34 protein-coding genes and 11 tRNA genes are annotated in these 25,985 nt (G+C 39.5%); 36 read left to right on the plus strand and 9 right to left on the minus strand.

Annotated elements, in window-relative coordinates:
* The first annotated feature begins 242 nt into the window (after window positions 1-242).
* The 18 genes from L8T27_RS07665 to L8T27_RS07750 all read left to right on the plus strand — a co-directional run bounded on the left by L8T27_RS07665 (window position 243) and on the right by L8T27_RS07750 (window position 7,462).
* Window positions 243-884 carry a hypothetical protein gene (locus L8T27_RS07665; RefSeq protein WP_237941219.1) on the plus strand — a complete coding sequence of 214 codons (642 nt, stop codon included), beginning with the start codon at window positions 243-245 and terminating at the stop codon, window positions 882-884.
* Window position 885: 1 nt separating this feature from the next.
* Window positions 886-2,586 (plus strand): GMC family oxidoreductase N-terminal domain-containing protein, encoded by a 1,701-nt coding sequence (locus tag L8T27_RS07670; protein ID WP_237941220.1) that lies wholly within the window; start codon window positions 886-888, stop codon window positions 2,584-2,586.
* A 64-nt stretch (window positions 2,587-2,650) separates the two neighbouring features.
* Window positions 2,651-3,178, plus strand: a complete 528-nt coding sequence (locus L8T27_RS07675) for a DUF3231 family protein (RefSeq protein WP_233314299.1) — start codon at window positions 2,651-2,653, stop codon at window positions 3,176-3,178.
* A 216-nt stretch (window positions 3,179-3,394) separates the two neighbouring features.
* Window positions 3,395-3,469 (plus strand) — tRNA-Glu (locus L8T27_RS07680).
* Between the two features lie 7 nt (window positions 3,470-3,476).
* Window positions 3,477-3,552, plus strand: a tRNA-Val gene (locus L8T27_RS07685).
* A gap of 6 nt (window positions 3,553-3,558) precedes the next feature.
* A tRNA-Thr gene (locus L8T27_RS07690) sits at window positions 3,559-3,634 on the plus strand.
* A gap of 9 nt (window positions 3,635-3,643) precedes the next feature.
* Window positions 3,644-3,728, plus strand: a tRNA-Leu gene (locus L8T27_RS07695).
* A 19-nt stretch (window positions 3,729-3,747) separates the two neighbouring features.
* Window positions 3,748-3,822, plus strand: a tRNA-Gly gene (locus L8T27_RS07700).
* A gap of 7 nt (window positions 3,823-3,829) precedes the next feature.
* Window positions 3,830-3,906: transfer RNA gene (locus L8T27_RS07705), tRNA-Arg, on the plus strand.
* An 18-nt stretch (window positions 3,907-3,924) separates the two neighbouring features.
* Window positions 3,925-4,000 (plus strand) — tRNA-Ala (locus L8T27_RS07710).
* A 4-nt stretch (window positions 4,001-4,004) separates the two neighbouring features.
* Window positions 4,005-4,097: transfer RNA gene (locus tag L8T27_RS07715), tRNA-Ser, on the plus strand.
* A gap of 15 nt (window positions 4,098-4,112) precedes the next feature.
* A tRNA-Asp gene (locus tag L8T27_RS07720) sits at window positions 4,113-4,189 on the plus strand.
* Between the two features lie 9 nt (window positions 4,190-4,198).
* Window positions 4,199-4,272 (plus strand) — tRNA-Gly (locus L8T27_RS07725).
* 5 nt (window positions 4,273-4,277) lie between these two features.
* Window positions 4,278-4,358: transfer RNA gene (locus L8T27_RS07730), tRNA-Leu, on the plus strand.
* 128 nt (window positions 4,359-4,486) lie between these two features.
* Window positions 4,487-5,464, plus strand: coding sequence for a tRNA dihydrouridine synthase (locus L8T27_RS07735; RefSeq protein ID WP_233314776.1), 978 nt, complete (start codon window positions 4,487-4,489; stop codon window positions 5,462-5,464).
* Window positions 5,465-5,639: 175 nt separating this feature from the next.
* Entirely contained in the window at window positions 5,640-6,137 is a 498-nt protein-coding gene (locus L8T27_RS07740; RefSeq protein ID WP_233314298.1) for a YehS family protein, read from the plus strand.
* A gap of 10 nt (window positions 6,138-6,147) precedes the next feature.
* Window positions 6,148-6,855, plus strand: coding sequence for a M48 family metallopeptidase (locus L8T27_RS07745; protein ID WP_233314297.1), 708 nt, complete (start codon window positions 6,148-6,150; stop codon window positions 6,853-6,855).
* Window positions 6,856-7,015: 160 nt separating this feature from the next.
* Entirely contained in the window at window positions 7,016-7,462 is a 447-nt protein-coding gene (locus L8T27_RS07750) for a CBO0543 family protein (protein ID WP_237941221.1), read from the plus strand.
* A 51-nt stretch (window positions 7,463-7,513) separates the two neighbouring features.
* Here L8T27_RS07750 and L8T27_RS07755 read toward each other — a convergent pair whose 3' ends face one another.
* Entirely contained in the window at window positions 7,514-8,527 is a 1,014-nt protein-coding gene (locus tag L8T27_RS07755) for a helix-turn-helix transcriptional regulator (RefSeq protein WP_237941222.1), read from the minus strand.
* Window positions 8,528-8,684: 157 nt separating this feature from the next.
* Between L8T27_RS07755 and L8T27_RS07760 the strand changes: the two genes are divergently transcribed.
* Together L8T27_RS07760 and L8T27_RS07765 are read left to right on the plus strand one after the other, a co-directional pair.
* Window positions 8,685-9,203 carry a class I SAM-dependent methyltransferase gene (locus tag L8T27_RS07760; protein ID WP_237941223.1) on the plus strand — a complete coding sequence of 173 codons (519 nt, stop codon included), beginning with the start codon at window positions 8,685-8,687 and terminating at the stop codon, window positions 9,201-9,203.
* A complete protein-coding gene (locus tag L8T27_RS07765) occupies window positions 9,204-9,398 on the plus strand; it encodes a hypothetical protein (protein WP_237941224.1) in 195 nt (64 codons plus the stop codon). It abuts the gene before it with no gap.
* 19 nt (window positions 9,399-9,417) lie between these two features.
* Here the strand turns inward: L8T27_RS07765 and L8T27_RS07770 are convergent, their stop codons facing one another.
* A complete protein-coding gene (locus L8T27_RS07770) occupies window positions 9,418-9,876 on the minus strand; it encodes a CBO0543 family protein (protein WP_237941225.1) in 459 nt (152 codons plus the stop codon).
* A gap of 45 nt (window positions 9,877-9,921) precedes the next feature.
* Entirely contained in the window at window positions 9,922-10,377 is a 456-nt protein-coding gene (locus L8T27_RS07775) for a hypothetical protein (protein WP_233314292.1), read from the minus strand.
* A gap of 138 nt (window positions 10,378-10,515) precedes the next feature.
* Between L8T27_RS07775 and lepB the strand changes: the two genes are divergently transcribed.
* The 5 genes from lepB (at window position 10,516) to L8T27_RS07800 (ending at window position 14,172) form a co-directional block, all read left to right on the plus strand.
* Window positions 10,516-11,073, plus strand: coding sequence for a signal peptidase I (gene lepB / locus L8T27_RS07780; protein ID WP_237941226.1), 558 nt, complete (start codon window positions 10,516-10,518; stop codon window positions 11,071-11,073).
* Window positions 11,074-11,096: 23 nt separating this feature from the next.
* A complete protein-coding gene (locus L8T27_RS07785; RefSeq protein WP_233314290.1) occupies window positions 11,097-11,435 on the plus strand; it encodes an HIT domain-containing protein in 339 nt (112 codons plus the stop codon).
* A 12-nt stretch (window positions 11,436-11,447) separates the two neighbouring features.
* Window positions 11,448-12,107, plus strand: a complete 660-nt coding sequence (locus L8T27_RS07790; RefSeq protein WP_237941227.1) for an HAD family hydrolase — start codon at window positions 11,448-11,450, stop codon at window positions 12,105-12,107.
* Between the two features lie 103 nt (window positions 12,108-12,210).
* Entirely contained in the window at window positions 12,211-13,212 is a 1,002-nt protein-coding gene (locus L8T27_RS07795; protein ID WP_237941228.1) for a GerAB/ArcD/ProY family transporter, read from the plus strand.
* A gap of 90 nt (window positions 13,213-13,302) precedes the next feature.
* Window positions 13,303-14,172 carry a cation diffusion facilitator family transporter gene (locus tag L8T27_RS07800; RefSeq protein WP_233314286.1) on the plus strand — a complete coding sequence of 290 codons (870 nt, stop codon included), beginning with the start codon at window positions 13,303-13,305 and terminating at the stop codon, window positions 14,170-14,172.
* Window positions 14,173-14,185: 13 nt separating this feature from the next.
* Here L8T27_RS07800 and L8T27_RS07805 read toward each other — a convergent pair whose 3' ends face one another.
* Window positions 14,186-14,935, minus strand: coding sequence for a sulfotransferase family 2 domain-containing protein (locus tag L8T27_RS07805; RefSeq protein WP_237941229.1), 750 nt, complete (start codon window positions 14,933-14,935; stop codon window positions 14,186-14,188).
* 133 nt (window positions 14,936-15,068) lie between these two features.
* Between L8T27_RS07805 and L8T27_RS07810 the strand changes: the two genes are divergently transcribed.
* The 8 genes from L8T27_RS07810 to L8T27_RS07845 all read left to right on the plus strand — a co-directional run bounded on the left by L8T27_RS07810 (window position 15,069) and on the right by L8T27_RS07845 (window position 21,072).
* Window positions 15,069-15,584, plus strand: coding sequence for a hypothetical protein (locus L8T27_RS07810; protein WP_233314284.1), 516 nt, complete (start codon window positions 15,069-15,071; stop codon window positions 15,582-15,584).
* Complete coding sequence (locus tag L8T27_RS07815; protein WP_233314283.1) at window positions 15,581-16,084, plus strand: hypothetical protein; 504 nt, start codon at window positions 15,581-15,583, stop codon at window positions 16,082-16,084. The genes L8T27_RS07810 and L8T27_RS07815 overlap by 4 nt, the downstream gene beginning before the upstream one ends.
* 245 nt (window positions 16,085-16,329) lie before the next feature.
* Window positions 16,330-17,532, plus strand: a complete 1,203-nt coding sequence (locus tag L8T27_RS07820) for a threonine synthase (protein ID WP_237941230.1) — start codon at window positions 16,330-16,332, stop codon at window positions 17,530-17,532.
* A 76-nt stretch (window positions 17,533-17,608) separates the two neighbouring features.
* Window positions 17,609-17,770, plus strand: coding sequence for a Fur-regulated basic protein FbpA (locus L8T27_RS07825; RefSeq protein ID WP_233314281.1), 162 nt, complete (start codon window positions 17,609-17,611; stop codon window positions 17,768-17,770).
* Window positions 17,771-17,854: 84 nt separating this feature from the next.
* A complete protein-coding gene (locus tag L8T27_RS07830; protein ID WP_233314280.1) occupies window positions 17,855-18,007 on the plus strand; it encodes a YezD family protein in 153 nt (50 codons plus the stop codon).
* A 119-nt stretch (window positions 18,008-18,126) separates the two neighbouring features.
* Complete coding sequence (locus L8T27_RS07835; RefSeq protein ID WP_237941231.1) at window positions 18,127-18,894, plus strand: ABC transporter ATP-binding protein; 768 nt, start codon at window positions 18,127-18,129, stop codon at window positions 18,892-18,894.
* Window positions 18,891-19,736 (plus strand): ABC transporter permease, encoded by an 846-nt coding sequence (locus L8T27_RS07840; protein WP_245399858.1) that lies wholly within the window; start codon window positions 18,891-18,893, stop codon window positions 19,734-19,736. The genes L8T27_RS07835 and L8T27_RS07840 overlap by 4 nt, the downstream gene beginning before the upstream one ends.
* 22 nt (window positions 19,737-19,758) lie before the next feature.
* A complete protein-coding gene (locus tag L8T27_RS07845; protein WP_237941232.1) occupies window positions 19,759-21,072 on the plus strand; it encodes an LLM class flavin-dependent oxidoreductase in 1,314 nt (437 codons plus the stop codon).
* 85 nt (window positions 21,073-21,157) lie between these two features.
* On the opposite strand, the gene L8T27_RS07850 is transcribed toward L8T27_RS07845, so the two are convergent.
* Both L8T27_RS07850 and L8T27_RS07855 read right to left on the minus strand, forming a co-directional pair.
* The gene (locus L8T27_RS07850) at window positions 21,158-22,168 is read right to left on the minus strand and encodes an aliphatic sulfonate ABC transporter substrate-binding protein (protein ID WP_233314277.1); all 1,011 of its coding nucleotides are present in this window, start codon (window positions 22,166-22,168) and stop codon (window positions 21,158-21,160) included.
* Window positions 22,169-22,379: 211 nt separating this feature from the next.
* A complete protein-coding gene (locus L8T27_RS07855) occupies window positions 22,380-22,565 on the minus strand; it encodes a hypothetical protein (RefSeq protein ID WP_233314276.1) in 186 nt (61 codons plus the stop codon).
* Window positions 22,566-22,803: 238 nt separating this feature from the next.
* On the opposite strand from L8T27_RS07855, the gene L8T27_RS07860 reads away from it, so the two are divergent.
* On the plus strand, window positions 22,804-23,289 hold the full coding sequence (locus tag L8T27_RS07860; RefSeq protein WP_233314275.1) for a tetratricopeptide repeat protein: 486 nt from the start codon (window positions 22,804-22,806) through the stop codon (window positions 23,287-23,289).
* Between the two features lie 38 nt (window positions 23,290-23,327).
* Entirely contained in the window at window positions 23,328-24,074 is a 747-nt protein-coding gene (locus tag L8T27_RS07865; RefSeq protein WP_237941233.1) for a phosphorylase family protein, read from the plus strand.
* Window positions 24,075-24,092: 18 nt separating this feature from the next.
* Here the strand turns inward: L8T27_RS07865 and L8T27_RS07870 are convergent, their stop codons facing one another.
* The 3 genes from L8T27_RS07870 to L8T27_RS07880 are packed head-to-tail and all read right to left on the minus strand — an operon-like array spanning window position 24,093 to window position 25,334.
* Entirely contained in the window at window positions 24,093-24,440 is a 348-nt protein-coding gene (locus L8T27_RS07870; RefSeq protein WP_282581426.1) for a DMT family transporter, read from the minus strand.
* A 19-nt stretch (window positions 24,441-24,459) separates the two neighbouring features.
* Window positions 24,460-24,783: a DMT family transporter gene (locus L8T27_RS07875; protein ID WP_233314273.1), complete on the minus strand. Its 324-nt coding sequence runs from the start codon at window positions 24,781-24,783 to the stop codon at window positions 24,460-24,462.
* On the minus strand, window positions 24,783-25,334 hold the full coding sequence (locus L8T27_RS07880; RefSeq protein WP_233314272.1) for a TetR/AcrR family transcriptional regulator: 552 nt from the start codon (window positions 25,332-25,334) through the stop codon (window positions 24,783-24,785). The genes L8T27_RS07875 and L8T27_RS07880 overlap by 1 nt, the downstream gene beginning before the upstream one ends.
* A gap of 135 nt (window positions 25,335-25,469) precedes the next feature.
* Here L8T27_RS07880 and L8T27_RS07885 point away from each other — a divergent pair, with 135 nt between their 5' ends.
* Window positions 25,470-25,913: a hypothetical protein gene (locus tag L8T27_RS07885; protein WP_233314271.1), complete on the plus strand. Its 444-nt coding sequence runs from the start codon at window positions 25,470-25,472 to the stop codon at window positions 25,911-25,913.
* Window positions 25,914-25,985: the final 72 nt, after the last annotated feature.

The raw sequence follows: 25,985 nt of genomic DNA on the forward strand, positions 1-25,985 counted from the left end.
TTCCTTTTTATATATAAAGAAGGGTGAGATATTGATTACCGCTGGATTACGAGATTTCGGTAAAAGATTTATGGGAAGGAAAGGGGAAGTGCTTGTTTAAGAGATGATAAGAATGAACCTTATTGGCCGAAAACACAATTTTTCCTATCTTTTACTATTGGCAATGACATAGCCAAGCCTTGAGGTGAATAATATTAAGGATAGTAAACTATTTGATAAACATGAGAAACAGGGGTTAGCGAATGGTTAGTATAGAAATTAGTGATGCTCATACTAAATCCACTTTTCAAGCATTTGTACAGGCAGTTATTCCTCCTCAAGCATATTACCTTCCCAACAGCACTTCGTTTATCAAGCCAGGTGCCTTTGAACTGCAGGTTTACGAATATCTAATGCAGATACTAAATCAGTCCATGCCCCTAAAGGTCAAAAAACAGTTGATGATTGCATCAATGGCTAAGTCTACAGCAGAACTGCTAGATAGTGGAGCAGTTTATCTGGTCCAATCTCAGAAAAATATATATCCGCTCTGCTGTAATACATTCCCTGAAGGTGGTCCTTACACGTTATTAGCACCATTAGACAGGCTTAACGCAATCTTATATATAGAAAGGCTAGAAATAAATCCGGTAAATTTAAAACCGCCTTATGACAATAATCCAGGACTTATTCAAAATATCGTTGATGTGTTGCATCAGCTGACTTTTTTCGGGTTTTATTCCGAATGGACGGGATATGGCAGTACTGCTTTTTTGCCTCCGGAAAACCGGCAAATGGAATATTTCCCTATTGGCTGGCATCGGGCAGGCTATCCAGGACCAGCTTATGCTTATCGGGATTTTCGCGGTTTTTTAGCTCTTATGCCACATAAAAAGGAGGGATAGTATGAAGTTGCAGGATGTCATCGTAATTGGGTCTGGCGGAGGAGGGGCTGTCATGGCGAAAGAGCTTGGAGAAAAAGGATTAAAGGTGCTTGTTTTGGAGGCTGGTCCTTGGTATGGCAATAAAAAATGGCCACAACCCAATACGGAGTCGAACAGCGAAAGCAGTTCCTCTTTATCTGATCTCGACATTGATCTATACAAGCAGTTAATGGATAAGAAGGAAATGAACATGAATGATTTAGTGACAGGAAGGTATCGCTTTGGACCGGCAGACCGAAGCAAGGCGCAATGGTTCCGGAATATTAAACAAAAGGCAATGATATGGCAGTGTGCCGGCGTTGGCGGCACTACGCAAGTTTATACAGCCAACTGTCCGCGAGCTTATCCGCAATCAGTGGATGGTAAATGGCCGTTTTCGTATAAGGAGCTTATCCCGTATTATGAAAAGGTAGAGGAAACCTTACCAGTGAACTTTGCGCCAGTTACGGCAAAGGAAGAACTATTTTATTTCGGTGCCAAAAAACTCGGGCTGCATTTAAATCCATCGCTTGATATTTATTCGCCTGGATATCGACCGCAGCCTAATGCCATTCTTCCACCAAACGAAGCAATCATTAACCCCAATATTACTGATGTCGAGCTATCCTGGATGGAGGGCTGTACATTGTCAGGACATTGTATTAACGGTTGTGCTCATGGACCTTCCATTGAAAAAATGGCTAAACGCTCTACGAATGTAAGTTATATTCCACTCGCTTTAAGGACAGGTAATGTAAGCATAAGGCCAAATGCGTTCGCTGTGAAAATCCTAACCGAAAAGGAGGGTACTGAATTCCGTGCAATCGGTGTAAGAATAAGAGATACATGGACAGGACAAGAAGAAGAATTAACCGCATCCGTAGTTGTGTTAGCTTGCGGCAGTATAGAAACTCCGCGACTTTGGCTGAATTCATCCCTGCCAGAAAATGAGTTTGTTGGCAAAGGATTAGTCACACATTATATGGACTGGATTACAGGAATCTTTGAAAAGAAAGATTTATTGTCTGTTATAGGAGCAACGCAAATAAGACCATATGTAGGAAACACTTGTGGAGCAAGGCTAGACTATCCAGGACTTGGTGCACTACAGACAGCTGGAATGAGTCCAGGATTGACCGCTTCCTTTTATGGCTTGAGTACAGATGGGTATGCTGTTAGAAAAGAGCGAAGCAATCACAGACCATGGGATATGGAGGGACGGCCAGTTGGACAAACTTTACATTACTTGATGGATAATTATGCTCGATCTTTAAGTATATTGGTAACAACAGACGATGAAGTGGATGACAGAAACGGTGTCGCACTAGATCCGCGTATTTCCGATGAGAATGGTTTTGTGCCAGTTATCCGGTATAGAGCTACAAAAAAATCAGCCGAGCGGCGCAGAAAACTTGCTGTACTGGCTGCAGACCTATTACGCAAGGCGGGAGCGAAAAAAATTTTGCGCTCCAATTGGCCGGAGGGTATGATGATTCATATGGAAAGCACGATGAGAATCGGCTCTGTTGTGGATGAAAACTGTGAGGCCTATCAAGTAAAACGGCTTTATATTGCTGACAACAGCGTGCATGCTAATGGTCTCGGTGGTGCTAATCCAACCCTTACAACTCAAGCCTTAGCTGTTAGGACAGCAGAAAAGGTGATAGAGACTTATTTTTCTTAGTATGTTTTTAAAATTTATAGACAAACTAACTCAAAAACATACTTAAGAACGGTGGGATTTACTTATGAAATTGTTTGAAGTCATGTACGATGCGTTTGAGCCATTTTTGGACGGTGAAAAAAGACCATTAAATGTCTTAGAAGTCAGCAATCTGTGGTTTTATTTGTTGGCAACGGAAACAACCCTTCGTAATGAAGAGCTTGCTGTTAACATCGTTCAAGATCCAAAATTAAAAGCAATCATTAAGGATACTACCGATTCTGTGCATATTCCGATGCGTGATGAGTTAAAAGAATTTTTGACAAAAGAAGGAGTTCCGCTCCCACAGACTACCCCAGAAAAACCAGTCGGAGATTTTCGCGACATCCCGGAAGGAGCAAAACTGAATGATGAAGAGACCGCCAACCTCCTTTCTTATAATCTTGCAGCAGGAGTAAATTATGCAGCAAGAGGTCTTACAGAATCTATCCGTGCAGATGTCGGTTTGCTTTTTTCTAAATATATTATGAAGAAGACCATTGCCGGTCTAACTGTTAAGCAATACTTAGATGAGCATGGGTGGCTGCGGGTGCCGCCGTTTTACAACAAATAGTTATTCACTTTAAGTGAAAATATATATAAGTAGAAGGGAGAAGTTGAATGTAAGGAATTCAGCTTCTTTTTTTGGTATAATAATTTGTGCTAAAGACAGTCTGAGTCAAAAGTTGATACAAAAAAATAAAAAATATTAAAAAATGTATTGACGCTCATTTAAATACTAGATATAATAATCCTTGTCGCTGATACATGACAGCGAAGAAAATGAAACGGCCCATTGGTCAAGCGGTTAAGACACCGCCCTTTCACGGCGGTAACACGGGTTCGAATCCCGTATGGGTCACCAATATAATGGAGGATTAGCTCAGCTGGGAGAGCATCTGCCTTACAAGCAGAGGGTCGGCGGTTCGATCCCGTCATCCTCCACCATAATGCGCCGATGTAGCTCAATTGGTAGAGCAACTGACTTGTAATCAGTAGGTTGGGGGTTCAAGTCCTCTCGTCGGCACCATTAGATTTTGCGGGTGTGGCGGAATTGGCAGACGCACTAGACTTAGGATCTAGCGCCGCAAGGCGTGGGGGTTCGACTCCCTTCACCCGCACCATTTAATTTAAATACTCTAAGCGGAAGTAGTTCAGTGGTAGAACACCACCTTGCCAAGGTGGGGGTCGCGAGTTCGAACCTCGTCTTCCGCTCCAAAAATATGCGCCCGTAGCTCAATTGGATAGAGCGTCTGACTACGGATCAGAAGGTTATGGGTTCGACTCCTTTCGGGCGCGCCATATACATTTGCATTTTACGGGGCCTTAGCTCAGCTGGGAGAGCGCCTGCCTTGCACGCAGGAGGTCAGCGGTTCGATCCCGCTAGGCTCCACCAATACGGAGGAATACCCAAGTCCGGCTGAAGGGATCGGTCTTGAAAACCGACAGGCGGGTCAAACCGCGCAGGGGTTCGAATCCCCTTTCCTCCTCCATTAATTTAATAGTTTGGTCCGGTAGTTCAGTTGGTTAGAATGCCTGCCTGTCACGCAGGAGGTCGCGGGTTCGAGTCCCGTCCGGACCGCCATTATATTTCGCGGGTGTAGTTTAATGGTAAAACCTCAGCCTTCCAAGCTGATGTCGTGGGTTCGATTCCCATCACCCGCTCCAATTATGCCGGTGTGGCGGAATTGGCAGACGCGCACGACTCAAAATCGTGTTCCTTTGGAGTGCCGGTTCGACCCCGGCCACCGGTATTATGATGCTGCTTATGCAGTAAAATCAACGTTTCTTACACTCTGTAAGGGGCGTTTTTTATTTTAAAAAGAAAACCACCATTTGATCATAAAAAATTAATCCATAATGAGAGGATTTGATTGTAATGATGAAAGATAATTTCTGGCGTGAACTGCCACGACCGTTTTTTGTACTTGCACCAATGGAAGAGGTAACGGATGTAGTATTTCGCCATGTAGTGAGCAAAGCAGCAAGACCTGATGTGTTTTTTACAGAGTTTACGAACACAGAGAGCTACTGTCACCCAGATGGGAAGCAAAGTGTACGCGGGCGTTTGACTTTTACAGAAGATGAGCAGCCAATGGTTGCACATATATGGGGAGATAGACCTGAAAATTTCCGCCAAATGAGTATTGGAATGGCAGAACTCGGGTTTCGTGGCGTCGATATTAATATGGGCTGTCCTGTGCCTAATGTGGCATCTAAGGGGAAGGGGAGCGGCCTTATCCTCCGTCCAGATGTCGCTGCAGAGATAATCCAAGCAGCAAAAGCAGGCGGATTGCCTGTAAGTGTGAAAACAAGACTTGGCTACACAGAAGTAGAAGAGTGGAAGGAATGGCTAGCACATATATTGAAACAAGATATTGCTAACCTTTCAATTCATTTGCGTACACGTAAGGAAATGAGCCAAGTGGATGCTCACTGGGAGCTGATTCCAGAGATTAAGAAGCTCCGTGATGAAATAGCGCCAGATACATTGTTGACGATTAACGGAGATATTCCTGACTATCAAACTGGCTTGGAGCTTGCTGAAAAATATGGTATTGATGGGGTAATGATTGGGCGCGGTATTTTTAAAAACCCATTTGCATTTGAAAAAGAGCCAAAAGAACATAGCAGTAAAGAATTGCTTGATCTCTTGCGATTGCATCTTGATCTACATGACAAATATTCACAAGAATTAGAGACACGCTCATTCCGAGCTCTGCATCGCTTTTTCAAGATATATGTTAAAGGATTTAGAGGAGCAAGTGAACTAAGAAATCAATTGATGAGCACAAATTCATCGGATGAAGTGCGTGAAATGCTTGATCTCTTTGAGAAAAATGCTGACATAGTTGAGTAAGAATATGTGATTAATTGGCTGATGTGAGTACATTTACCTTGACTCCCATCAGCCAATTTTTTCTTTTATCAATTGTATATGGCTAGACTGTTGCGAAGTATTATTAGTTATACTAAAATTAAGTGCCTGTTGCTTTATAAAAAGGTACTATTATTTAATATAAGGAGTTACATAAATGGAAATTAAAGATATGCTTATTCGCTTGAGATATGCGCTAGAAATAAAAAATAAAGAAATGGTGGAGATTTTTAATCTTGGCGGTGTCGAGGTAACGGTACCTGAAGTGGTGCAAATCCTGAAAAAGACAGATGACGAAGAAGAGGAAAATGACGATCAAATTAAATGTACAACTAGTATGTTCGATTCCTTTTTAAATGGTCTCATTATTTATAAAAGGGGAGTACAAGAGCCTAAACCAGGGATGCCTAATGCTCCAGCTCAACCCTCTCAAAAAGGGGAACATATTAATAACCTCCTTCTAAAAAGAGTGAAGATAGCACTGTCTTTAACTACGGAGGATATGCTGGATATTTTTGCAAACGCAGGGTTAACAGTGACAAAAGGTGAGTTGGGTGCTTTATTGCGAAAAGAGGGACATAAAAATTATAAAGAGTGTGGAGATAAATTCGCCAGAAACTTCTTAAAAGGACTCGCAGTCCGATACAGAGGATAAGGTGATGTAAATGATTCATACGTACTCAGGTTCGACAATTAGCTATGAAGTAAAGTACAAAAATAGAACCTCCATCGGAATATCAATAAATAGCTATGGAGAAATTGAAGTACAAGCTCCGAAAAAGATAGCAGATGAAAAGGTGCTTCAGGCTTTAGAAGACAGATGGGAACTCATACAGGAAAAATTAGCAGAAATGAAGGATAGGTGGAATGGTCCACAAGAAAAGGTCTATGATAATGATGAAAGCTTTCTGTATTTAGGGAAAGCATATCCTATTAAAATATTCCAAGACCGTAAAATTAAGCAGGACTATGTTGTATTTGAAGAAGAAACACTGTATATATATGTGAAGCAGCTTGACGATGAAAAGAGTAAACAAGCATTAAGACGTTTTTATTATCAGCAGTGTAAGGACTTAGTACAAAAAAGTATCTCTGTTTATCAAGGCAACTTTAAAACAAAACCCCGTTCTGTACGGATATCAGATAGTAAAACGAACTGGGGTACATGTGATTCCAATTTGCAATTAACCTTCAATTGGAGACTGGCAATGGCACCACGTGAGGTCATTGACTATGTAGTTGTACATGAGATGTGTCACATGGTCCATTTAAACCACGACCGCTCGTTTTGGCGTCTTGTTGGGAAAATAATGCCTGATTATAAGGAAAAAGAAAATTGGCTAAGCTTTTCAAACTGGAAAATGACTGTTTAGAATACAGGGCTGGAAACAATTCATTGAGCTCTCACGATTGTGAGAGCTCTTTTTTACGTATTTTAGAATTGTTGTAAAGCAATTGCACCAAAAATGTATATAACTTGGTTAGCATTCAAACAATAATAGTTGCCATATTTAAGTTATAGGTGGGATTGATATGTATATCTTATGGAGTACAGTAGGTTTGCTTGTTATCATGCTCTTTTTTATGCCGAAGCAATTAACATGGCGAGAAAATGTCATTGTTGTGCCGATTGTAAGCTATTGTGCTTGGCTTGCTCATTTCTTCATTGCTGTGAAGCTTGATTATGTAGATTTTGGCCCATCCAAGGAGGTAGAATTTACGGATTTCGCTCTCGTTTCATTAGTTCCTCCGTTGCTAACAGTATTATATTTAAACTTTCAAAAAAATAATCATTATCTTCTCTATGTAATCATTTGGACAGCCATCTCTTTTTTGATTGAGTATCTTTTGCATAAAGCAGGATTCATGAAGCATTTCGAGTGGAAGCTTTGGTACTCTATCCCTGTATATTTTATATCTTATCTAGGTTTGTATTGGTTTTATCGGAAGGTGATCAAATGCCCTCCAGAAAACGGCTAAACTAAAGCAATCCCAAAACTCTCCCACCATCAGGAGAGTTTTGTTAATGCCTCAAGAAAAACTATATTTATTAAGCAGCACCCACACCAATTCTCCTCTCGTTGTACTGTTCGTTTTTGTGAAAATCGATTTTAAATGGTCCTGTACTGTATGTGGCGAAATATATAATGCTGCTGCAATCTCTTTAGTGGTATTTCCGAGAAATATATAGTTTACTAGCTGTTTTTCCCGGTCTGACAGTCTGTATAGGGAAGCTGTATTATGTAAAATTTCTTGTGGTGCTGTTTTTTGGCAGGTGACGGCAAAGTGCTGGTCCTGTGATTGCATTAAAGTCGCATGGATTGTGAAAAATTCTCCTGCAGAGGGGTGAATACAAATTTTTGCTTCTGTCTGCACTAGATCATTCGCCTTTGCTTTTGTACATACTGCCCTAACCGGCCGCGGTAAAATGGTGCTGTCTATCTGTTCTAGCTTACGCAGAAAGTCAAGCAAGCTCTGCCCGCCTTTATTGGCTGCGGTTATTTGCATATCTTCATTAAGCAGTATCACACTTTTATCCCAATCTGCTGTATTGCCTGGTGGCAATGGAGCAGCAAAAAAGTCATACAGCTTTATGGAGATCGGCTGCAACAACGAAATTATCTCGTCCATATCTTTTTGGGTAAACATCTGCTGTTTATTAGAACGAAACAATGTCAAAAATCCGCAGCATTTTCCTTTATACATAACAGCTGCACGCAGCTCATCTGAAAAACCAGCAGGCTGAAGAATTTCTTTACTGCGGGTACTCAACGCAAGATTTCCATTTGTAGAGTGACTTAAAACACCAACTGGAACAGGAAGCTTTATGAGATTTTCAAACCGGTTAAAGTCCTTCTGTAAATATTCATTTTCAAATAAAAGAGGATGTATTTTTTCAATCCGAGCATCCGTGAAGGCACCTGTTGATAGAAGTGTTAATGAGTCGACTGTCGTAAAACACCCTGCCTCATAACAAATAGACTTTTTTATATGTATTAAACAGTTATTCAAAAAATCAGTTATAAACGCTGTGTCTTTCTTCAATTTTTGTTCGCCTCTTTCCAGGGTGATAACTATCCCATAAATATGGGATTTTGCTTGTTGTAATTTTTAAATAGAATGATAATGATTATTAATATCATTAATTTAATGATAACAAATGGGAATTACAATTGCATTCATTAAAAAAGGAGGCATTCATATGCCGGAAAGCAAACGAGCGAAGAGCTGGGAGGATCCTAGTGTTAATTCCTATGCTACAACAATAAGGAAAAAGATTGCAGGTTACCCACTATTATATGAGCTGACAGGGAACTTGATGGAAGGTTTTTTAATTGGTGACAGTAATCATACAGTATTAATTGTCGGAGCTGGCGGCGGGCAAGAACTCGTCACATTCAGCAATAATTCGCTCTGGTCATATGTGGCTGTCGATTCCTCAAAGGAGATGCTTAAACTTGCGAAAAGCAGAACAAAGAATATAGCAGATCGAATCTGTTTTCACCACTCAGAATGGGATATGTTTTCTACCGAAAAACAATTTGATGGAGCTACATGCCTGCTTGTTCTTCATTTTATAAAAGGGTTAGAAAATAAACGGAAATTTCTGTTGAATATTGCTAAACACCTTAAACCAGGTGCACCGCTTTTACTTGCTGCCATTCAAGGAGAACAGGTCAGTGAATCTTTCGAAATGCAAATGGCGGGTTGGAGAAATTAAATGATCTCAAACGGCATATCACCTGAAGAGTTCGCAGAATTTGCTGCAACAATTGGGCAGGGGACAGAGGTTAATAGTGAAGAAGAATGGAAAGAATTATTGTATGACTGCGGCTTTACTAATGTCAGCTGTTATTTTGGATCATTTCTTATTAGAGGCTTCATCTGCACAAGAGATAAGGCTCAAGCTACTTAAGAACCAATAAGGGGGTATATTATTCGGCTTCCCCCCTCATTAATTTCCTAAAGATAGCAATATTGATTAGTTGAAAAATCAACAGCAGCGGATAAGCAGCGGCAGAATACCAATAGTTCCAGCCATTATGATAAAAGTAACCTGATTTAACGGAGGCAAACTCATAAATTATACAGAAAATACTCCAATAAATGACATATAAGGATTTATGAAGCACTGATTTTTTATATGGGAAAAAATTTACAAATAATATTCCGGATGCAGGAAAGAGAATGATGATTGGCAAGTACCCGGCAAATTGAATGCCTTGGGAAAAATAGCCATATAGATGGAGCTTAAGATCAAGCAGTACGTCAACAAAAAATCCAATAAACATGGAATATAGGATAACGGCATATTGCTCTGCTTGTGAAATTCTCTTCGGAATTATCCAAGCGATAACAATAAATAGGAGGCAGGAGATAATTAAAAAGGTCATAATACGCATCAGTTCCTTTAGTGTAATAATCCATAAAAAATATCGTTATCCTTTTCTTTCCTTTTCTACAACAAAACGATGAAAGAAATAGTTGCATCCTGCGACAGACAGACTTAAGCAGAAGAGCTGCAGCCTCTTAAGGTTGACCAGCTTATAGATTTTGAACTTTTCAGCGAGTGTACTTAATGGGTAGGCAAACAGAAAATCGGCAAAAATATTCGAGATAATATAAAGCCAAACTTTTTCATATGTAAGTTTAAAAATCCATAAATTTAAGGTGAAAAAAAGGCCGAATACAAAGGTGATGTCTGTAGAGAGTCCTGGAATAATCGGTTTTTTTACTTTCCACCATGTGTAGCTTTTAGAAAGCTCACTGATTAAAGTAATTAGAAGTGAACTAAAAATGCCTGTAGGTAAAAAGCGTCTAAAGGATTTCGCGCCAAATAGTAAAAAAGTGAACCATGGTCCAATCAGCAGCACATACATTTTCCAGTTTCTCATCTTTTTTCCTCCTAAAAATTATCAACATCAAATATAGTATTTCCGTCCTAACCGCATTTAATTAGTTCAAAATAATGCCATAAAATGGTACGATAATAGGGAGAAAAATGTCCGCAAACAAGAAAAGGTAGTGATAGCTTGAAAAATCTGCTGAACAATGAAAATTTTGAATGGCTGAAATCTGCCTTTATAGCGATTATTGCAGTGCTTGTCATTCGCCTATTTATTTTTGTCCCAATCATTGTGGACGGTGAATCAATGGAATCTTCGTTAGATAATGGCGACAGAATGATTGTTACAAAGGTAGGGAAGATTCAAAGATTTGATATTGTCGTGTTCCACGCTAATGAAAAGGAGGATTATATCAAGAGGGTAATCGGCTTGCCGGGCGACAAGATAGAATATAAGGATGATACACTCTACATAAATGGCGAGGCTTATGAAGAGCCTTACTTGGATAAAAACAAGCAAGAATTACGGCAATTATTCGGAAGCGGGGCATTGTTAACAGAAAACTTTACATTAAAGAGCCTGCTAGGGTTGGACCGAGTTCCGAAGGATTCCCTGTTTGTGCTCGGTGATAACAGAAGAAACAGCAAGGACAGCCGTTATATCGGAGTAATCCCGACAAGCAAAGTAGTTGGGACGACAAATATTATTTATTGGCCAATCAAGAATATTCATCTCGTAGACTAACAAAAAAGTGAAAAGGGGAATAAATGTTGGGAAACGATTTTTACTGTGAGGAAGTTCTGAGTAATAAGACAAAGGTGAAAAGAATAATCGAAACAGATAATGTTTTAGCTTATTATCACACTAAACCATTTTATCCGGTACATATCGTGGCCATACCAAAAAAGCATATTTCGTCGTTATTGACACTTGAGGAAAGTGATCAAAAACTGCTGCTTGAGCTTTTAGGTGTCATTCAAAAGCTTGCAGCGAGTGTGACGGAGGAATATGGTGCATGCCGTGTAATTACAAATTTAGGAAATTATCAGGATTCCAAACATCTTCATTGGCATATAGTATTTGGCAATCCTCTAACGAATCAGTAAAAGGAGCGCATAATGTTACGAGCAATCATTTTTGACATGGATGGTACGTTATTTCAAACAAATTCTATTTTAGAATTGGCCTTAGAAGATGCTTTTAAACGTTTAAGGGATCAGCAGTTATGGAATAGTGCCACACCAATTGAAAAATACAGAGAAATTATGGGGGTGCCGCTTCCGCAAGTATGGGAAACTTTACTGCCCTTACACAGCCAAGAGGTACGTGCGGCAATAGATGCTTATTTTTTAGAAAGATTAATAGAAAATATCAACAATGGCAAAGGGGCATTATATCCTCACACACAAGCAGTGCTTGCAGAATTAAAAAACAGGAACTTTGCAATTTTTATTGCCAGCAATGGCCTGCCTGCCTATTTAAAAGCAATTGTCGAGTATTACGAGTTAGATAAATGGGTAACCGAAACCTTTAGCATTGCTCAAATACATTCACTAAATAAAGCCGATTTAGTAAGAGCTGTCATCCAGAAATATGAGATAGTGTCTGGCGCTGTAGTCGGTGACCGCTTGTCAGATATTCAAGCAGCGAGTCGAAATGGCTTCCTTTCAGTCGGATGTAATTTTGATTTTGCTAAACTAGAGGAGTTATCCGAGGCAGATATAGTAATAGATGACTTGCGTGATTTGCCTGCAATTTTTACTAAGTCATTAAAGTGACTCTTTCAAACTATTTGAAAGGGTCTTTTTTTGTTTATACATATATGGAGAGGCTTATGGGAATTATAGGTACATCGGTAATGGGAAAGAGGCTGCTGCTGTTATGTTAACGGAAAAAGTTTCGCTCACACAATTATTTACATTAATATTAGGCTTTAATCTAGGAAGCTCCCTTGTTTTTGGTATAGGCCTTGAGGCGAGGGAAGACAGCTGGCTTGTTATTTTATTTTCTACATTTATCGGTGTTATTATTGCCTATTTATATTATCATATGATTATGTTACAGCCGAACAAGAACTTATATCAAATCCTGGAGTTCTGCTTTAACAGACCAGTTGCAATCATAATAGGTTTTATTTATGCTGTCTATTTTTTTTATATTGCAGCAAGGATTGTCAGAGACTTTAGTGTGTTGACTTCTGCTGCTATCTTGCCGTTAACATCGATAGAATTCATCGCGTTAACCTTTACGCTTCTGCTCGGTTATATTTTATATCTTGGAATAGAAGTGCTCGGTCGAACAACGGAGGTGCTGACACCATACTCTATCGTTTTTTTACTATTGCTGACGATTTTTTTGTATGGTAGCAGAAGTCTCAACCTTGAAAACATTCAGCCTGTATTAGGGAGAGGGATTGGACCATTTGTAAAAAGCATGTTTCCATACGAAGTAGCAAGGCCATATGGAGAAATGATTGTTTTTATGTGCATTCTGCCTTTAGTAGGGAATATACACAAAAGCAGAATCATCTACTTATTTTCCATTATTTTTTCAGGGCTGTTTTTAACATTAACTAGTTTGCTGATAACAGCATCCCTTGGAAGCAGGATTGCCTTAAGAGCAAACTTCCCCCTCTTATCTGCAACCCGTCTTGTATCAAATGGGGAAATTATTGAAAGAATGGATGTTATTACAGTGTTTATGATCATGCTTTTGAGTGTTGGTAAAAAGCTCGGTGTTTATATACGGAGGACTAAAAGGGCTGGTGCTTTCACTTTTTTTATATTTAATTATTTTGATAAAAACGGCAGTCAAACAACGAGGGATCGCGAAGTAAAAATATGGATAAGTTTTGCATGGCGGAAAAACAATTACGCAAAGTGAATTTTTTAATTTTTGTGCAAGAAGATTGCTCTAGACCCACCCGAAATATGCTTGTTATCATATGATTATTATTAAGTAGGGAGAGATTTCATGGAGGAGCAAAAATTTAAGGACTTAAAATTAGGAGAACGAGGAGCATTAATCAGTATTGCTGCCTATATTTTCCTTTCGATTATAAAGCTGTCGGTAGGTTTTATGACGGATTCACAAGCATTGCGGGCAGATGGTCTGAATAACGCAACAGATATTATTGCTTCGGTTGCAGTCCTAATAGGATTAAGACTATCACAAAAGCCTGCAGATAAGAATCATCGCTATGGTCATTGGAAAAGCGAAGGCATCTCTTCTATGGTAGCTTCATTCATTATGATGGTTGTCGGCATTGAGGTGTTAATTGATTCTGTTTCTTCCTTCATGCACAAGGATAGTCAGTCACCTGATATGATGGCAGGGTTTGTCGGTTTATTTGCTGCAGCAGTAATGTATGGTGTATATCGCTACAACAGCACTTTGGCTAAGAAAATTAACAGCAGTGCTGTTATGTCTGCGGCAAAGGATAATATTTCAGATGCGTGGGTAAGTATCGGTACGGCTGTCGGCATATTCGGGTCACAGTTGAATATGCCGTGGCTTGATTCTGTTACTGCACTGGTTGTCGGAATGCTGATCTGTAAAACAGCTATTGAGATATTCAGGCAAGCATCCCATGAGCTGTCAGACGGCTTTGATGTGGACAGGCTGCAAAAGTTAAAGAATGCTATTTTGATTATGGAAGGGGTAAAGGGCATTAAAGAAATAAAAGGGAGAAACTACGGCAATAACGAAGTGGTCGATGTTTCTATTCTCGTTGATTCTACATTGGATATTAAAAAAGCCCATGGGATAGCTGATGATGTGGAGGCAGAGCTGCAGCGTGAATACGGAGTTTACCAAGTGCATGTCCATGTAGAGCCCCAATAAAAAAGCAAGCTTTTTAAGGCTTTGCTTTTTTATTTTGTTTGTTTAAGGCTCTTTGGGCTTGAATAAATTTTTTCATTTCCTTTTTTTCCTTTTTTGACAAGCCATTCAATCGTTTTTGCAAAAGCTCTTTAGCAAACTGATACAGTTCCATATCAAGCTTATTATAGTCTTCTATCAGCTTGATCGTTTCCTTCGGGACATCTGCCCGTCTAAGCTTTTTCTTTGTAATATTGACCTTGTTATAATGAATGTCGTTCCAATTATACACAGATTTAAGTAAATATAAGGATTCATCGAATCTTTCCGTTATCCCCACAGCATCAAATGACTCTAATCTTTCTTTGGCTAAGTTAAGATCATACTGGACAGGATATCCGCATAAAAGCAGTGTCTGACAGTTATTAGCTTCTGGTTCTGTCCTCACAAACTCCTCTAACGTCATATCTTTTAATCTTTCATAGCCTGGATAGTTTCTCAAATAAGAATACAGGGATAAAACCCGATCGACAGGATGGCGAAGCATAGTGAAGTAGTGGTGCTGCTTTTGAAAATGCTCATGAACTCCATACAAATGATGGCCGGCAAATGCATTAATATCGTTTTTTTGCCGTTCTGTCAGCTGATCCAATGGAATAACTTCATTTTGAAAAAGCTCATGATCATAAATTTCCTCCACCGAAAATTGCCGTTTGAAAATAGTATTAAGAGTGGACCCGCCTGTTTTAGGTATGTGGAGAAAAATAATCAAGTCTTGTTCTGTCATTACAAACATCTCCTTTTTATTAGTAAATGAAATTTATAAAAAAAAGGGAATGGCGCAAGCATCATCAGCTAAAAAAGGGCGAAGCTTTTAACATGTATCTATTAGCAAACATTCATAATTCTTTGGAGTTCAGGTGACAATATGGAAAAAGCAGTTGGAGGTTATGATGGCATTTGCAATTTATTTTTTTATAGGGTGGCTGACCATTATTTGTTTTTTTGTTCAAAAGAAGAAGTACAGCATTGTAGAAAATACGGTTTTAATTTTAAGTGTTTTAATTATAAATCTTAATTGGACTTGGCTTGTTTATGAGGAGTTTGAGTTGATTACCTATTCTCGTGAACCGTGGGATTTTGTTGCTTATTTGATTAAGAGAAGCATTGTTATTCCGGTGATTGTGTTAATTTGTTTGAATTTTGGTCGCAAACAATCTTCCCTAGTGAAAAAGCTAATGCATATCCTCGTGTCATCATTAGTGATATTAGGTATAACAATTATCAGTCATTTATTAAAGGTCACTACAGTCAAACACTGGTCGATATTTTATGATTTGGTTTACTATCTTCTTCTCCATCTTGTAGTGTTAGGGATTCATAAATGGTATCAAACATATATGGTGGATAAAGAGAAAGAGGTGCTGACAAAATGATTTGGATTGGAAAATTTGATATTAATGAGATATCCTTATTGATTTTGACGGTTGCCGCCTATTTGTTCGTTATGTTCACACCGAAAAAGCTGAGCAGGGAAATAACCTGTATGAGTATATTATGGGGAATAACTACGGGAATATTATATGACTTTACAATAGGGGGAGGATTACTCGATTTATATCGTGAAAATGATACGAACCACTACGAGCTTTTTGACCTGTTTTATTATGCTTTATATGGACCTTTTGGCTATGCCTTTATATATTTTTACGAAGTATTAAAAATACGTAAAAAAACGTTTGCGTTTTATGTAGGAGGATGGGCTCTATTTGGGGTTATTGCACAATGGCTTTTCACCTTGTTGCATATCATCACCTATCAGAATAATTACAGCTTGCCTTATTCCTTCCCGATATTTTTGTTAACCCAGACGATTACTGGGTTGTTTTATCACTATGTTACAACAGTCTACCCTAGCGGAGATTCCGTCCAATAAGAGCGAATGTAGGAGGATTAATAGGACTAAACTATTATTCCAAGTAAATCAATCAGAATACCCTAAAAAATGATTGACAACGACTTTTAGATGCTGTTAACATAGGTTTAACAGATATTTGTAAATATTTTAAAGGAATCGACTAGATCACTAGAGATTCAGCGAAATACATGTCAAGACTTGTATTTTGTTGGTCTCTTTTTTTATCAACTTAAATTACATAATACTTATACAGGAGGATGGCCATGAGATTTAGCTACATACACCATCTGGAATGCCCAAAATGCAGTAAATATTATTCTGCCGAAGAAATACAGCAATTATGTAGCTGTGGTTCCCCACTACTCGCTCGATATGAATTGGATAAATTAAAACATGACTTATCGAAAGAGGATTTGCAAGGCAGGGAAAACACTTTATGGAGATATCATGAGGTGCTTCCAGTATTGAACCAAGAGAATGTAAAAACTTTAGGCGAAGGGATGACACCGCTGCTTCCATTAGAAAGGGCAGGAGCAGAGTTAGGCTTTCAGCATCTTTATTTAAAGGATGAAGGACTTGTTCCAACAGGTTCATTCAAAGCAAGAGGCGCTGCAGTCGGTGTTTCAAAAGCTTCAGAGCTTGGGGTGAGGGAGCTTGCGATGCCTACAAATGGGAATGCAGGTGCTGCATGGTCCCTTTATTCTGCAAAAGCGGGAATTCGCGCACATATCGTCATGCCTCTTGATGCTCCAGAAATTACGCGCAAAGAAGTGAGCGTTTCTGGAGGAGAGCTATATTTAGTTGACGGCGTTATAAGTGATGCAGGCAAAATCACGGCACAGCTGGTAAAGGATAATGGCTATTTTGATGCATCAACCTTGAAGGAACCATATCGGATTGAAGGGAAAAAGACGATGGGCTATGAAATTGCTGAGCAATTTGGCTGGGAACTACCAGATGTCATTCTCTATCCAACTGGAGGCGGTGTCGGTTTAATTGGTATTTACAAGGCATTTCTGGAAATGCAAGAGCTTGGCTGGATCAGCGGTCGACTTCCCCGTTTAGTCGCCGTACAAGCAGAAGGCTGTGCGCCTATTGTCAAAGCGTATTTAGAGGGGAAAGAAGAGTCTGATTTTTGGGAGAATTCAGAAACGAAAGCATTTGGAATTAATGTACCGAAAGCTTTAGGAGATTTTTTGGTTTTAAAGGCGATATATGAGACAAATGGCTGTGCAGTGGCAGTATCAGAAGAAGAATTAACGAAAGCTCAGCAGCTTGTCGCAAAGTCAGAAGGTCAGTTTATATGTCCAGAGGGTGCCGCAACAATTGCAGCAGCTGATAAACTTCGGGAAGCAGGCTGGCTTGGCAAGGAAGAAAAAGTCGTTTGTTTAAATACAGGAGTTGGTATTAAGTATCCAGATACAGTGGAATATACCGCAAAATATATAGAAAAAATTCGTCCATAATTTTTTTGTGATTTAATACCCAGTAAAGAGATTAAAATAATTAGTATTTAAAGAGATTACTAAGGAGCGATGAAAAATGTCTGGAAAATTAAGAGAGTTGGTAGACAGAAGAAAAAGTTATTTAATCCATTCCTTGATAGCTGCAGGCATTTATAAAAAAGAGGGACAGCATCTGTTTGAATGGACACTAACAGATCTGGAAAAGGAATATTCACGCATAAAGAATACAAAAGAATAAGCAAGGTGCTGATCAGACAACTGAAGGCCGCTTCCCAATATTGGAGTAAGCGGCTTTTTTAAATTTATATAGGGGGTTATTTAAATGGCCGAAGTAACTTACGAAAATGAAAAATATATCATCTCCATATTAAAGGAAATTGAGTATGGTTCTGTCACCATTACCCTTCATGCCGGGAGAATAGCACAAATTGAGAGAGAAGAAAAAATCCGTATACAAACAGACACAAAAAAATAAAAGATGCTCTTGCTACCGGACCACCGGAGAAGACACGGTTGCTGATTTTTTTGCTTCGTGTCTTTTTTTTATCCATATTCCAATCGTAAATAGGAAGATTGAAAGGAGAGGAGAAGTTTATGACATTATTAGCAATCAATCAATTAAATAAAAAATTCAGCTCGAAAAATGGTGATACACATGCATTAAAGGATATTGACTTAGCAGTAGAAAAAGGTGAACTGATTACCATTATCGGCCCGAGCGGCTGCGGGAAAAGCACCTTGCTGAAAATCATAGCAGGCCTTGATACGGAAGTGTCCGGCTCTGTATCGATTGAGGGGGTGGAAGTAACCGGGCCCAGCGCCGATAAGGGCTTTATTTTCCAAGAACCACGCCTCTTTCCTTGGCACACGGTAGAAAAAAATATCGCCGCAAACTTCTCCCTAAAAAACAAAAAAGTTCAAGAAAAGGTCGCAGAGCTGATTAAGCTCGTTAAGCTTGACGGCTTTGCAAAATCATACCCAAGGGAGCTATCAGGAGGAATGGCACAAAGAGCAGCAATTGCAAGAGCTCTGCTCCGCAATCCGAAAGTCTTGCTATTAGATGAACCATTCGGTGCGTTAGACGCATTCACAAGGACACATATGCAGGATGCTTTGTTGAATATCTGGCAAGTAAACAAAACGACCATGCTGCTAGTAACACATGATTTAGATGAAGCCATCTATTTAGGAGGCAAAGTTGTCATTATGAATGCAAGACCAGGATCGATACAAAAGGTTGTAGATATTCAACTTCCGTACCCGCGGAAGAAAGCGGATAATGCATTTCAAGCATACCGTCAAGCGATTTTGCAGGAGTTTGAGAAATCAGAGCATGCAGTGATGGGAGGGAGGTCACATTGAGTAATAATAGTGAACTGTTATACGGAGACTCAGTTGTAAAAGCTAAGCGTAAAAAAAAGATAAAAGGAAAACAGCTGCCTTCTAAAACGGTTATTTTTTTGCGGGGAATGATTTTCCCTGTTCTATTAATAGCAGTATGGGAAGCAGCGGGAATATATGGGTTTGTATCAGAGACACTGCTTCCAAGACCGAGTGAGATTTTCATGGCTTTCATTGATTTATGGACAACAGGGAATTTGCTCTACCATTTCCAAGTCAGTTTTCTTAGGGCAATCGGAGGGTTTATAATTGGAGGTTCTCTTGGTCTATTAGCTGGATTAGCTGTTGGATTTTCTAGCAAAATAGAGCATACCCTTGACCCGACTATGCAGATGCTACGCACAATTCCGACATTAGCTGTCATACCGCTATTTATCCTATGGTTTGGTTTTGGAGAGGTTTCAAAGGTTCTTTTGATTGCCAAAGGTGCTTTCTTTCCGCTATATGTGAATGCTTTTTTAGGCATACGCAGTGTTGATGGGAAAATGTATGAGGTTGCGAAAGTTTTACAGTACAGCAAATGGAAACAAATAACTAACTTAATTATCCCATCAGCACTTCCTAATATTCTGCTCGGCCTGCGTCTTGCCTTAGGAGCAGCCTGGCTTGCGTTAGTGGCAGCAGAGCTGATGGGATCATCTGAAGGTATCGGCTATTTAATTACAGATGCGCGGCAATTTTCACAAACAACAGTCGTTTTTGTAGGAATTATTATCTTTGCAGTGTTTGGGAAGGCTTCAGATTCGTTTATAAGGATATTTGAAAGAAGATTGTTGAAATGGCAGGACAGCTTTAAAGGCTAATGAACAAAGGGAGTGAAATCAAATGACATACCGTACAAAAGGGGAAAAAATGCGCTTAAACTTGTTTTTAACAAGCATGGGTCATCATGAAGGAGCTTGGAGGCATCCAGCCTCTGCAGTAGAAAGTGTGCAGGATTTCAGGCTTTATCAAGAAATTGCTGCTAAAGCAGAAAGGGCAAAATTTGATTCTATCTTTATGGCAAACAGGTACTCTGTTTCGACTAAAGCAGTTACATACGGAGAACTCGGTGGAGGGGGGATGGAACCGCTCATCCTCTTGTCCGCGCTGGCAGCTGTTACGAAGGAAATCGGCTTAATTGGAACAGTATCAACCTCCTTTACAGAGCCTTTCAATGTTGCCAGAAGTTTTTCCTCCCTTGATCATTTGAGTAAAGGAAGAGCAGGCTGGAATGTTATCACGTCTGGAACAGATGAAGAAGCGAAAAACTTTAATTTAGAAGAAATACCAGATCATGAACAGAGGTATGTGCGGGCACAGGAATTTTTAGAAGTGACCAATAAGCTTTGGGACAGCTGGGAAGCAGATGCACTTGTCAAGGATAAGGCAACAGGGGTTTATGCGTTAAGCGAAAAAGTCCATGAAATTAACCATAAAGGTAGCTATTTTTCTGTTAAAGGCCCATTAAACAGCCCAAGATCACCGCAAGGCAAGCCAGTAATTGTTCAAGCTGGCTCCTCTAAAGACGGCATTGACTTTGCGGCACAATATGCAGAAATTGTTTTTACAGCACAGCAAACACTGGAAGACGCACAAATCTTCTATAAAAAACTAAAGTCCAGAGTTCAAGATTTTGGACGTGATCCAAGCAAGGTCATTGTTCTTCCGGGAATTTGCCCTGTAATCGCAAATACGGATGAAGAAGCAAAAGCAAAAGAGACAGAGCTGCATAAGCTTACAAATCCAGCGTACAGTTTGCTTCAGCTGTCCAACAGAGTCGGGTTTGATTTGACTTCTTACCCGTTAGACGGTCCTTTCCCAGAACTGCCTGATATAAAAGAAATAAAGGGGCATCAGAGCAGAACAAAACTAATCAGCGACCTAGCTAAAAAAGAAAATCTCACATTAAGACAGCTGCTGCTCCGCTTAGCCGGCGGTCGCGGGCATTTCACTATTGCCGGAACACCAGAAAGAATTGCAGACGAACTGCAGGTCTGGTTTGAAAATGGTGCTGCTGACGGTTTTAACATCATGCCCCAGCAGATGAGTGAAGGCTTGACGGAGTTTATCGAGTCCGTTATCCCGGAACTACAAAACAGAGGCTTGTTTAAAACAGAATACACTGACGGCACGCTTCGAGATAAACTGGGCATATAAGAAGACACCTCTCATAAAAAGAGAGGTGTCTTTCATTAGCTTGATAGAATGTAAGAGACAAGCATTCAGAAGGAAATCTATTAGCTTATTCGTATTCTTTTAAAACTTTTTCAATGTAACGGTTATTAACAACCTCTGCCACATCCAATTTTTTTGTCAATCCACCTTGTTCCAAAAGCAAATCAGCAGTTATTTGTTGTTCCTTGATAATGTCAGCGCTAATAGGTGTGTTTTCAGGAACAGAATTTTCAAGGACTCTGCTGATTATTTCTTCGTCCGTATTCTTTAAGTCTGCATAAATTTTAATTGCTTCTTCTTTATGTTCATTTTGCCATCTAGTTGCTTTTTCCGTAACTTTTAAGTACAGCTCAACAAGTTCAGGGTGTTCTTTTGCAAATTCAGATCGAACAATTTGGAAGCCTGGGCTGTAGCTGCCGATATCTTTTCCTGTTGCGATTACTTTCGCCTTCTTGTTAATCACCTGAATGGACTGATAAGGTTCCCAGATGGCCCATGCATCAACAGAACCAGTTTCAAATGCAGGCTGAGCTTCATCTGGCTGAAGCTGGATAATTTCCAGTTCAGATGGTTTAATGCCTTCTTTTTCAAGCAGTCTGTATAAAAGACCATATGCACTGCTGCCTTTAGCAACAGCAATTTTTTTGCCTTTCAAATCATCTGCTGTTTTAATCGGGCTGTCTTTGGGAACGATAATGGCATCACCAAGCTCCCCGGTGCTTGCTGTTGCGATTTCCTCGAATTTTATTCCCCCGCCTTGGCCAGCTAAAACGGGGATATTGCCGACACGGCCAAAGTCAAGGCGGTTAGAAGCAATTGCTTCAAAGTAAGAAGGCCCGCTCTGAAATTCTACCCAGTTAACTTTAGCACCAGCCTTTTCAAACTCACTTTCAAACCAGCCTTTCTCTTTCGCAAGCAGAATTGGCCAAATGCTTTGCTGTACCCCGATATTTACAGTTATTTCGCCAGCCTTTTCGTCAGACGAACTGTTTGATGCAGAGGGCGCACCGCAGGCGGCACTCACAAAGATTAACAGTAAAACAGATAGTAAGAAACTTGCTTTCTTAAAATAAACCATTATGTATCCTCCCATACGATTTTTATAAACAAACAAATCAGAGCCTATACAGTTCTCACCACCTTTCAAGCTGAAAATAAAAAGGCCCTAAGTATAGCAAACACTATACATTAGGGCCTTCAGGCTGACTGATCGGCATATTCATTTAGATTAGCAGATTATATTTATATCCAATTATTCTTACTTGTTAGGTTGGTTTTCGAGTAAAAAATTATCTTTGCTTTTTCCACTTAATAGAGCCTGTTCCATCATGAGGATGCACTGCTGCCATACACTCATGGTATCTTTTATTCAGTTCAGGAAGAGAAAAGCTATTTAAGGCATCAAACGAGTAATTGCCATACACTGCTAATTTTTGAATCATTAATCTTCTTTTTGCATCATTAAGATTTACCATGGTATTCCCTCCTATGGATATTCTATATCAATATGTGTCTATTACTGTATAACTCTGATTTTGTTTGTTCGTATTATCATATATTCATTATACAACAAAAAAATACACTAATCCAAGTGGTTTAGATGGATTTTAATAAAAATAATAAAAAAATCTAAGTTCCTATATTAAAAACAAGCAGGGGAAGCGGGGGATTAAGCGAACTTAATAAGTTAATAGCAGTATTTAGGAGGGAAACATGAGAAACGAACTTGCAGCAGCATTAAAGTGGAGAGAGGACGGGGAGTATTATAAATCAAGCGGTGTGCTGATGGAATTAGTCCAAAGCTATCCGGAGGATTCGTTTATCCTTTATCAATACGCCTGGAGTCTAGATTTATTAGGAGAAGAAAGGAAGGCAGTGTTATTTTATGAAAAAGCTATTCAGTTAGGACTTCCCGAAGCGGAATTGGAAGGAGCCTTATTGGGGCTTGGCAGCACATACCGAACATTAGGAGATTATGAGAAGGCAAGCGACATTTTTTCACAGGCAATTCAGAAGTATCCGGCCAACAGAGCACTCCAAGTGTTTTACGCGATGACTTTATACAATCTGGAGAATCACGCAAAGGCGATGGAGTTCCTGCTTACTGCCTTAGTGGAGACAACAATGGATGAAAGTATATTACAGTACAAGAAAGCAATTACCTTTTATTCAGATAAATTGAACGAAACGTGGAAGTAGGGATTTATTAGCTAACTTTTAAGAGGTGTTACTAATATATGAAACTATATGGAGACTTTACGGAAGAAGATTGGCTTCATGCTGTTGGCATCCAAAAACACCATGTTCCTGATGCTTTAATTGTTCATGGGGAATGGAATCATGCAGATAATATCAATAAGTGGAAGGGAATCTTGAGCCAGGAAATGCTTTTGCCAAAGTGGAATACAGTCATTGGGAGAAATAAGGCTGTCTTAACAGGATTTGCTAATGTATACGGAGGAGCAATGGCTGCAGCAGTTTCCCACCAGTTCGCAGCAATGGGCACTGACATATTTATCCAAACAGGCTATTTTGGCGGTTTGTCAGCTAAAGTCAACTATGGTGATATTTTGATAGTGACTGAGGCAAAAATGGACGATGGAGTTTCAGCTGCTTATTTGCCAGGCTGTGAAACGGTAACATCCGATGAGGAACTGGCAATGAGGGCCATTGAATTTTGCCAGAAAAAAAACTACAAGTATGTTACAGGCAGTGTTTTGTCTGTGAGCACTCCGTATTTAGAGACAGAAAAGATGGTTCTAGCCTGGTCAACAGCTGGGCATTTAGGTGTTGATATGGAGTCAGCCGTTACACTTGCTGTTGCGAACAAATTTAACAAAAAAGCAGTCAGTTTATTAAATTTATCGGACCATTTGCTTAAAGGTGATACTTTTTATTCCTATAGTAAGGAAAGGGAAGCAAAAGAAGCGGAAATAGATGAAAGGATACGAGACATTGCCTTATATTTAGGGAGATCTTTTTAAGAAAAACGAAGAAGCTCATTAGTTAGCAGGCTTCTTCGCTGTTTCTGTCTTTTCTGACCCGTTCAGAAGAAAAACACCGCCAATAATAAGCACAATTCCGCACAGCATGACTGTGTTCATCAGCTCATCCCATAAAATGACGCCTATTATCGCAGTCGCAGCGGTCCCAACACCTGACCATATTGCATAGGCTAAGCTTAGCGGCAGTGTTTGGAGCGCTTTTGAAATGAAATAAAAGGCAAGTACATAGCCGATAATTACACCGACAGACGGGAGCATAACGGTAAAGCCTTCTGACAATTTAAGCATTGTTGTGGCAAATACTTCAGCTATAATCGAGATTGTTAAATAAATATATCCTTTCACAATGGAAGTCTCCTTTCAATTAATGAGCTCCGCCAAAATTCAATAAGATTACCCCGCCGATGACAAGTAAGAGGCCGATTACTTTTTTGCTGTTGAAGCTTTCTTTATAAAGTACGGCTCCAGCCACCGCCGTCAGTGCTGTGCCAACACCTGCCCAAATTGCATAGGCTGTTCCAATCGGCATGGTCTTTAATGTCAACGATAAAGCATAAAAGGCAATTCCATATCCTAAAGCGACACCAACAGACGGTAGCAGCCTTTTGAAGCCCTCTGTTGCTTTCAGCATCGAGCTTGCAAACACTTCACTTATAATGGAAACTACAAGTAGTAAATATGGATTCATTACACATCCTCCTTCCTTGTCATGAGTGTGAGCTGATCAAGCACTGCTGTTTGCATTTTTTTATCCAATGGAGCAACATGGAGCATTTGCGAGTAGTACAGTCCATCAAGGGCGAGACGGATAACTGAAGCTGTCACAGGAGAAATGCCGTCGTTTTCCAATTTTGTTAAAGCTCTTTGATAGCTGTTTGAAATACCTTCAGCTACATCCTTATCCAATAACGAGGAAGCCATCACTGCAACATTTAGCTCGGCACGGTTGTATAAATCATCCTTTGTCACTTCAATCATTGCCCTTGTCCACTTGCCTGTTTCAACGGGGTCTTTTTTTGCGTATTCCGTTAAAGCTGTATCCAAGTCTTCAAATATAGACAAAGCAATCCCCTTTATTAAAGCCTCTTTGCTCGAATAATGATACAAAAGACCGCCTTTGCTGATATTAGCTTGTTTGGCAACAGCATCCAGGGTTAAGGAGGTAATGCCACTCTCATGAATAATTTGTTTCGCTGTATCAATAATAAGCCGGCGTTTAACATCAGCTTTTGAATCCATTGTAATGTCTCCTTCCTGTTTTTTTATTATTGTACCGTCTGGACGGTTTTTTGGTCAATAAAAGAATTTGTTGACACTGCTAAGAAAACCTTTTATGTTTTTCCATATATATCTATTCTTATAGGAGGGAAGGATATGAAAATACGGACATATAATGGCTGGATATTGGAAATAGATGTGGAAAAAACAAATAAATTTTACAAAACAGATATAGAGGTGTGTGATTGTCTCTATTGCTGTAATTATGCAGAGGCGGTCAAAAGTGCCGATGCTTCTGTCACCTCATTTTTTGCTGAGCTTGGCATCATACCAGAAAAACCGGCAGAAGTTTCAGAGTTTGCAATGGAAAACGCAGAGCTGCATCATTATATAGGCTTTTATCATATTGTCGGCAAGGTTTTGAAGGGCAACACATGTACAATGTCTGATTGGCAGGATCATCATACATACCAGCTCGGCCCTTTTGAGTTTTGTCTAGCACAGGAAGCAGAACAGGTACAAGCAAATTTTCCTGAGCCCATTCTTCAGCTGAATTTTGAAGTTTTTCTTCCATGGGTGTTGGAGGAATATCCAGATTGACTGGAAAAATACAAAAAAGTTTACAAATAATGTATAGTTTGAGATAGTGGATTAGCAGTTTAATGAATGTTT

It is taken from the genome of Niallia sp. Man26 (assembly GCF_022049065.2).
Lineage (GTDB): Bacteria > Bacillota > Bacilli > Bacillales > Cytobacillaceae > Niallia.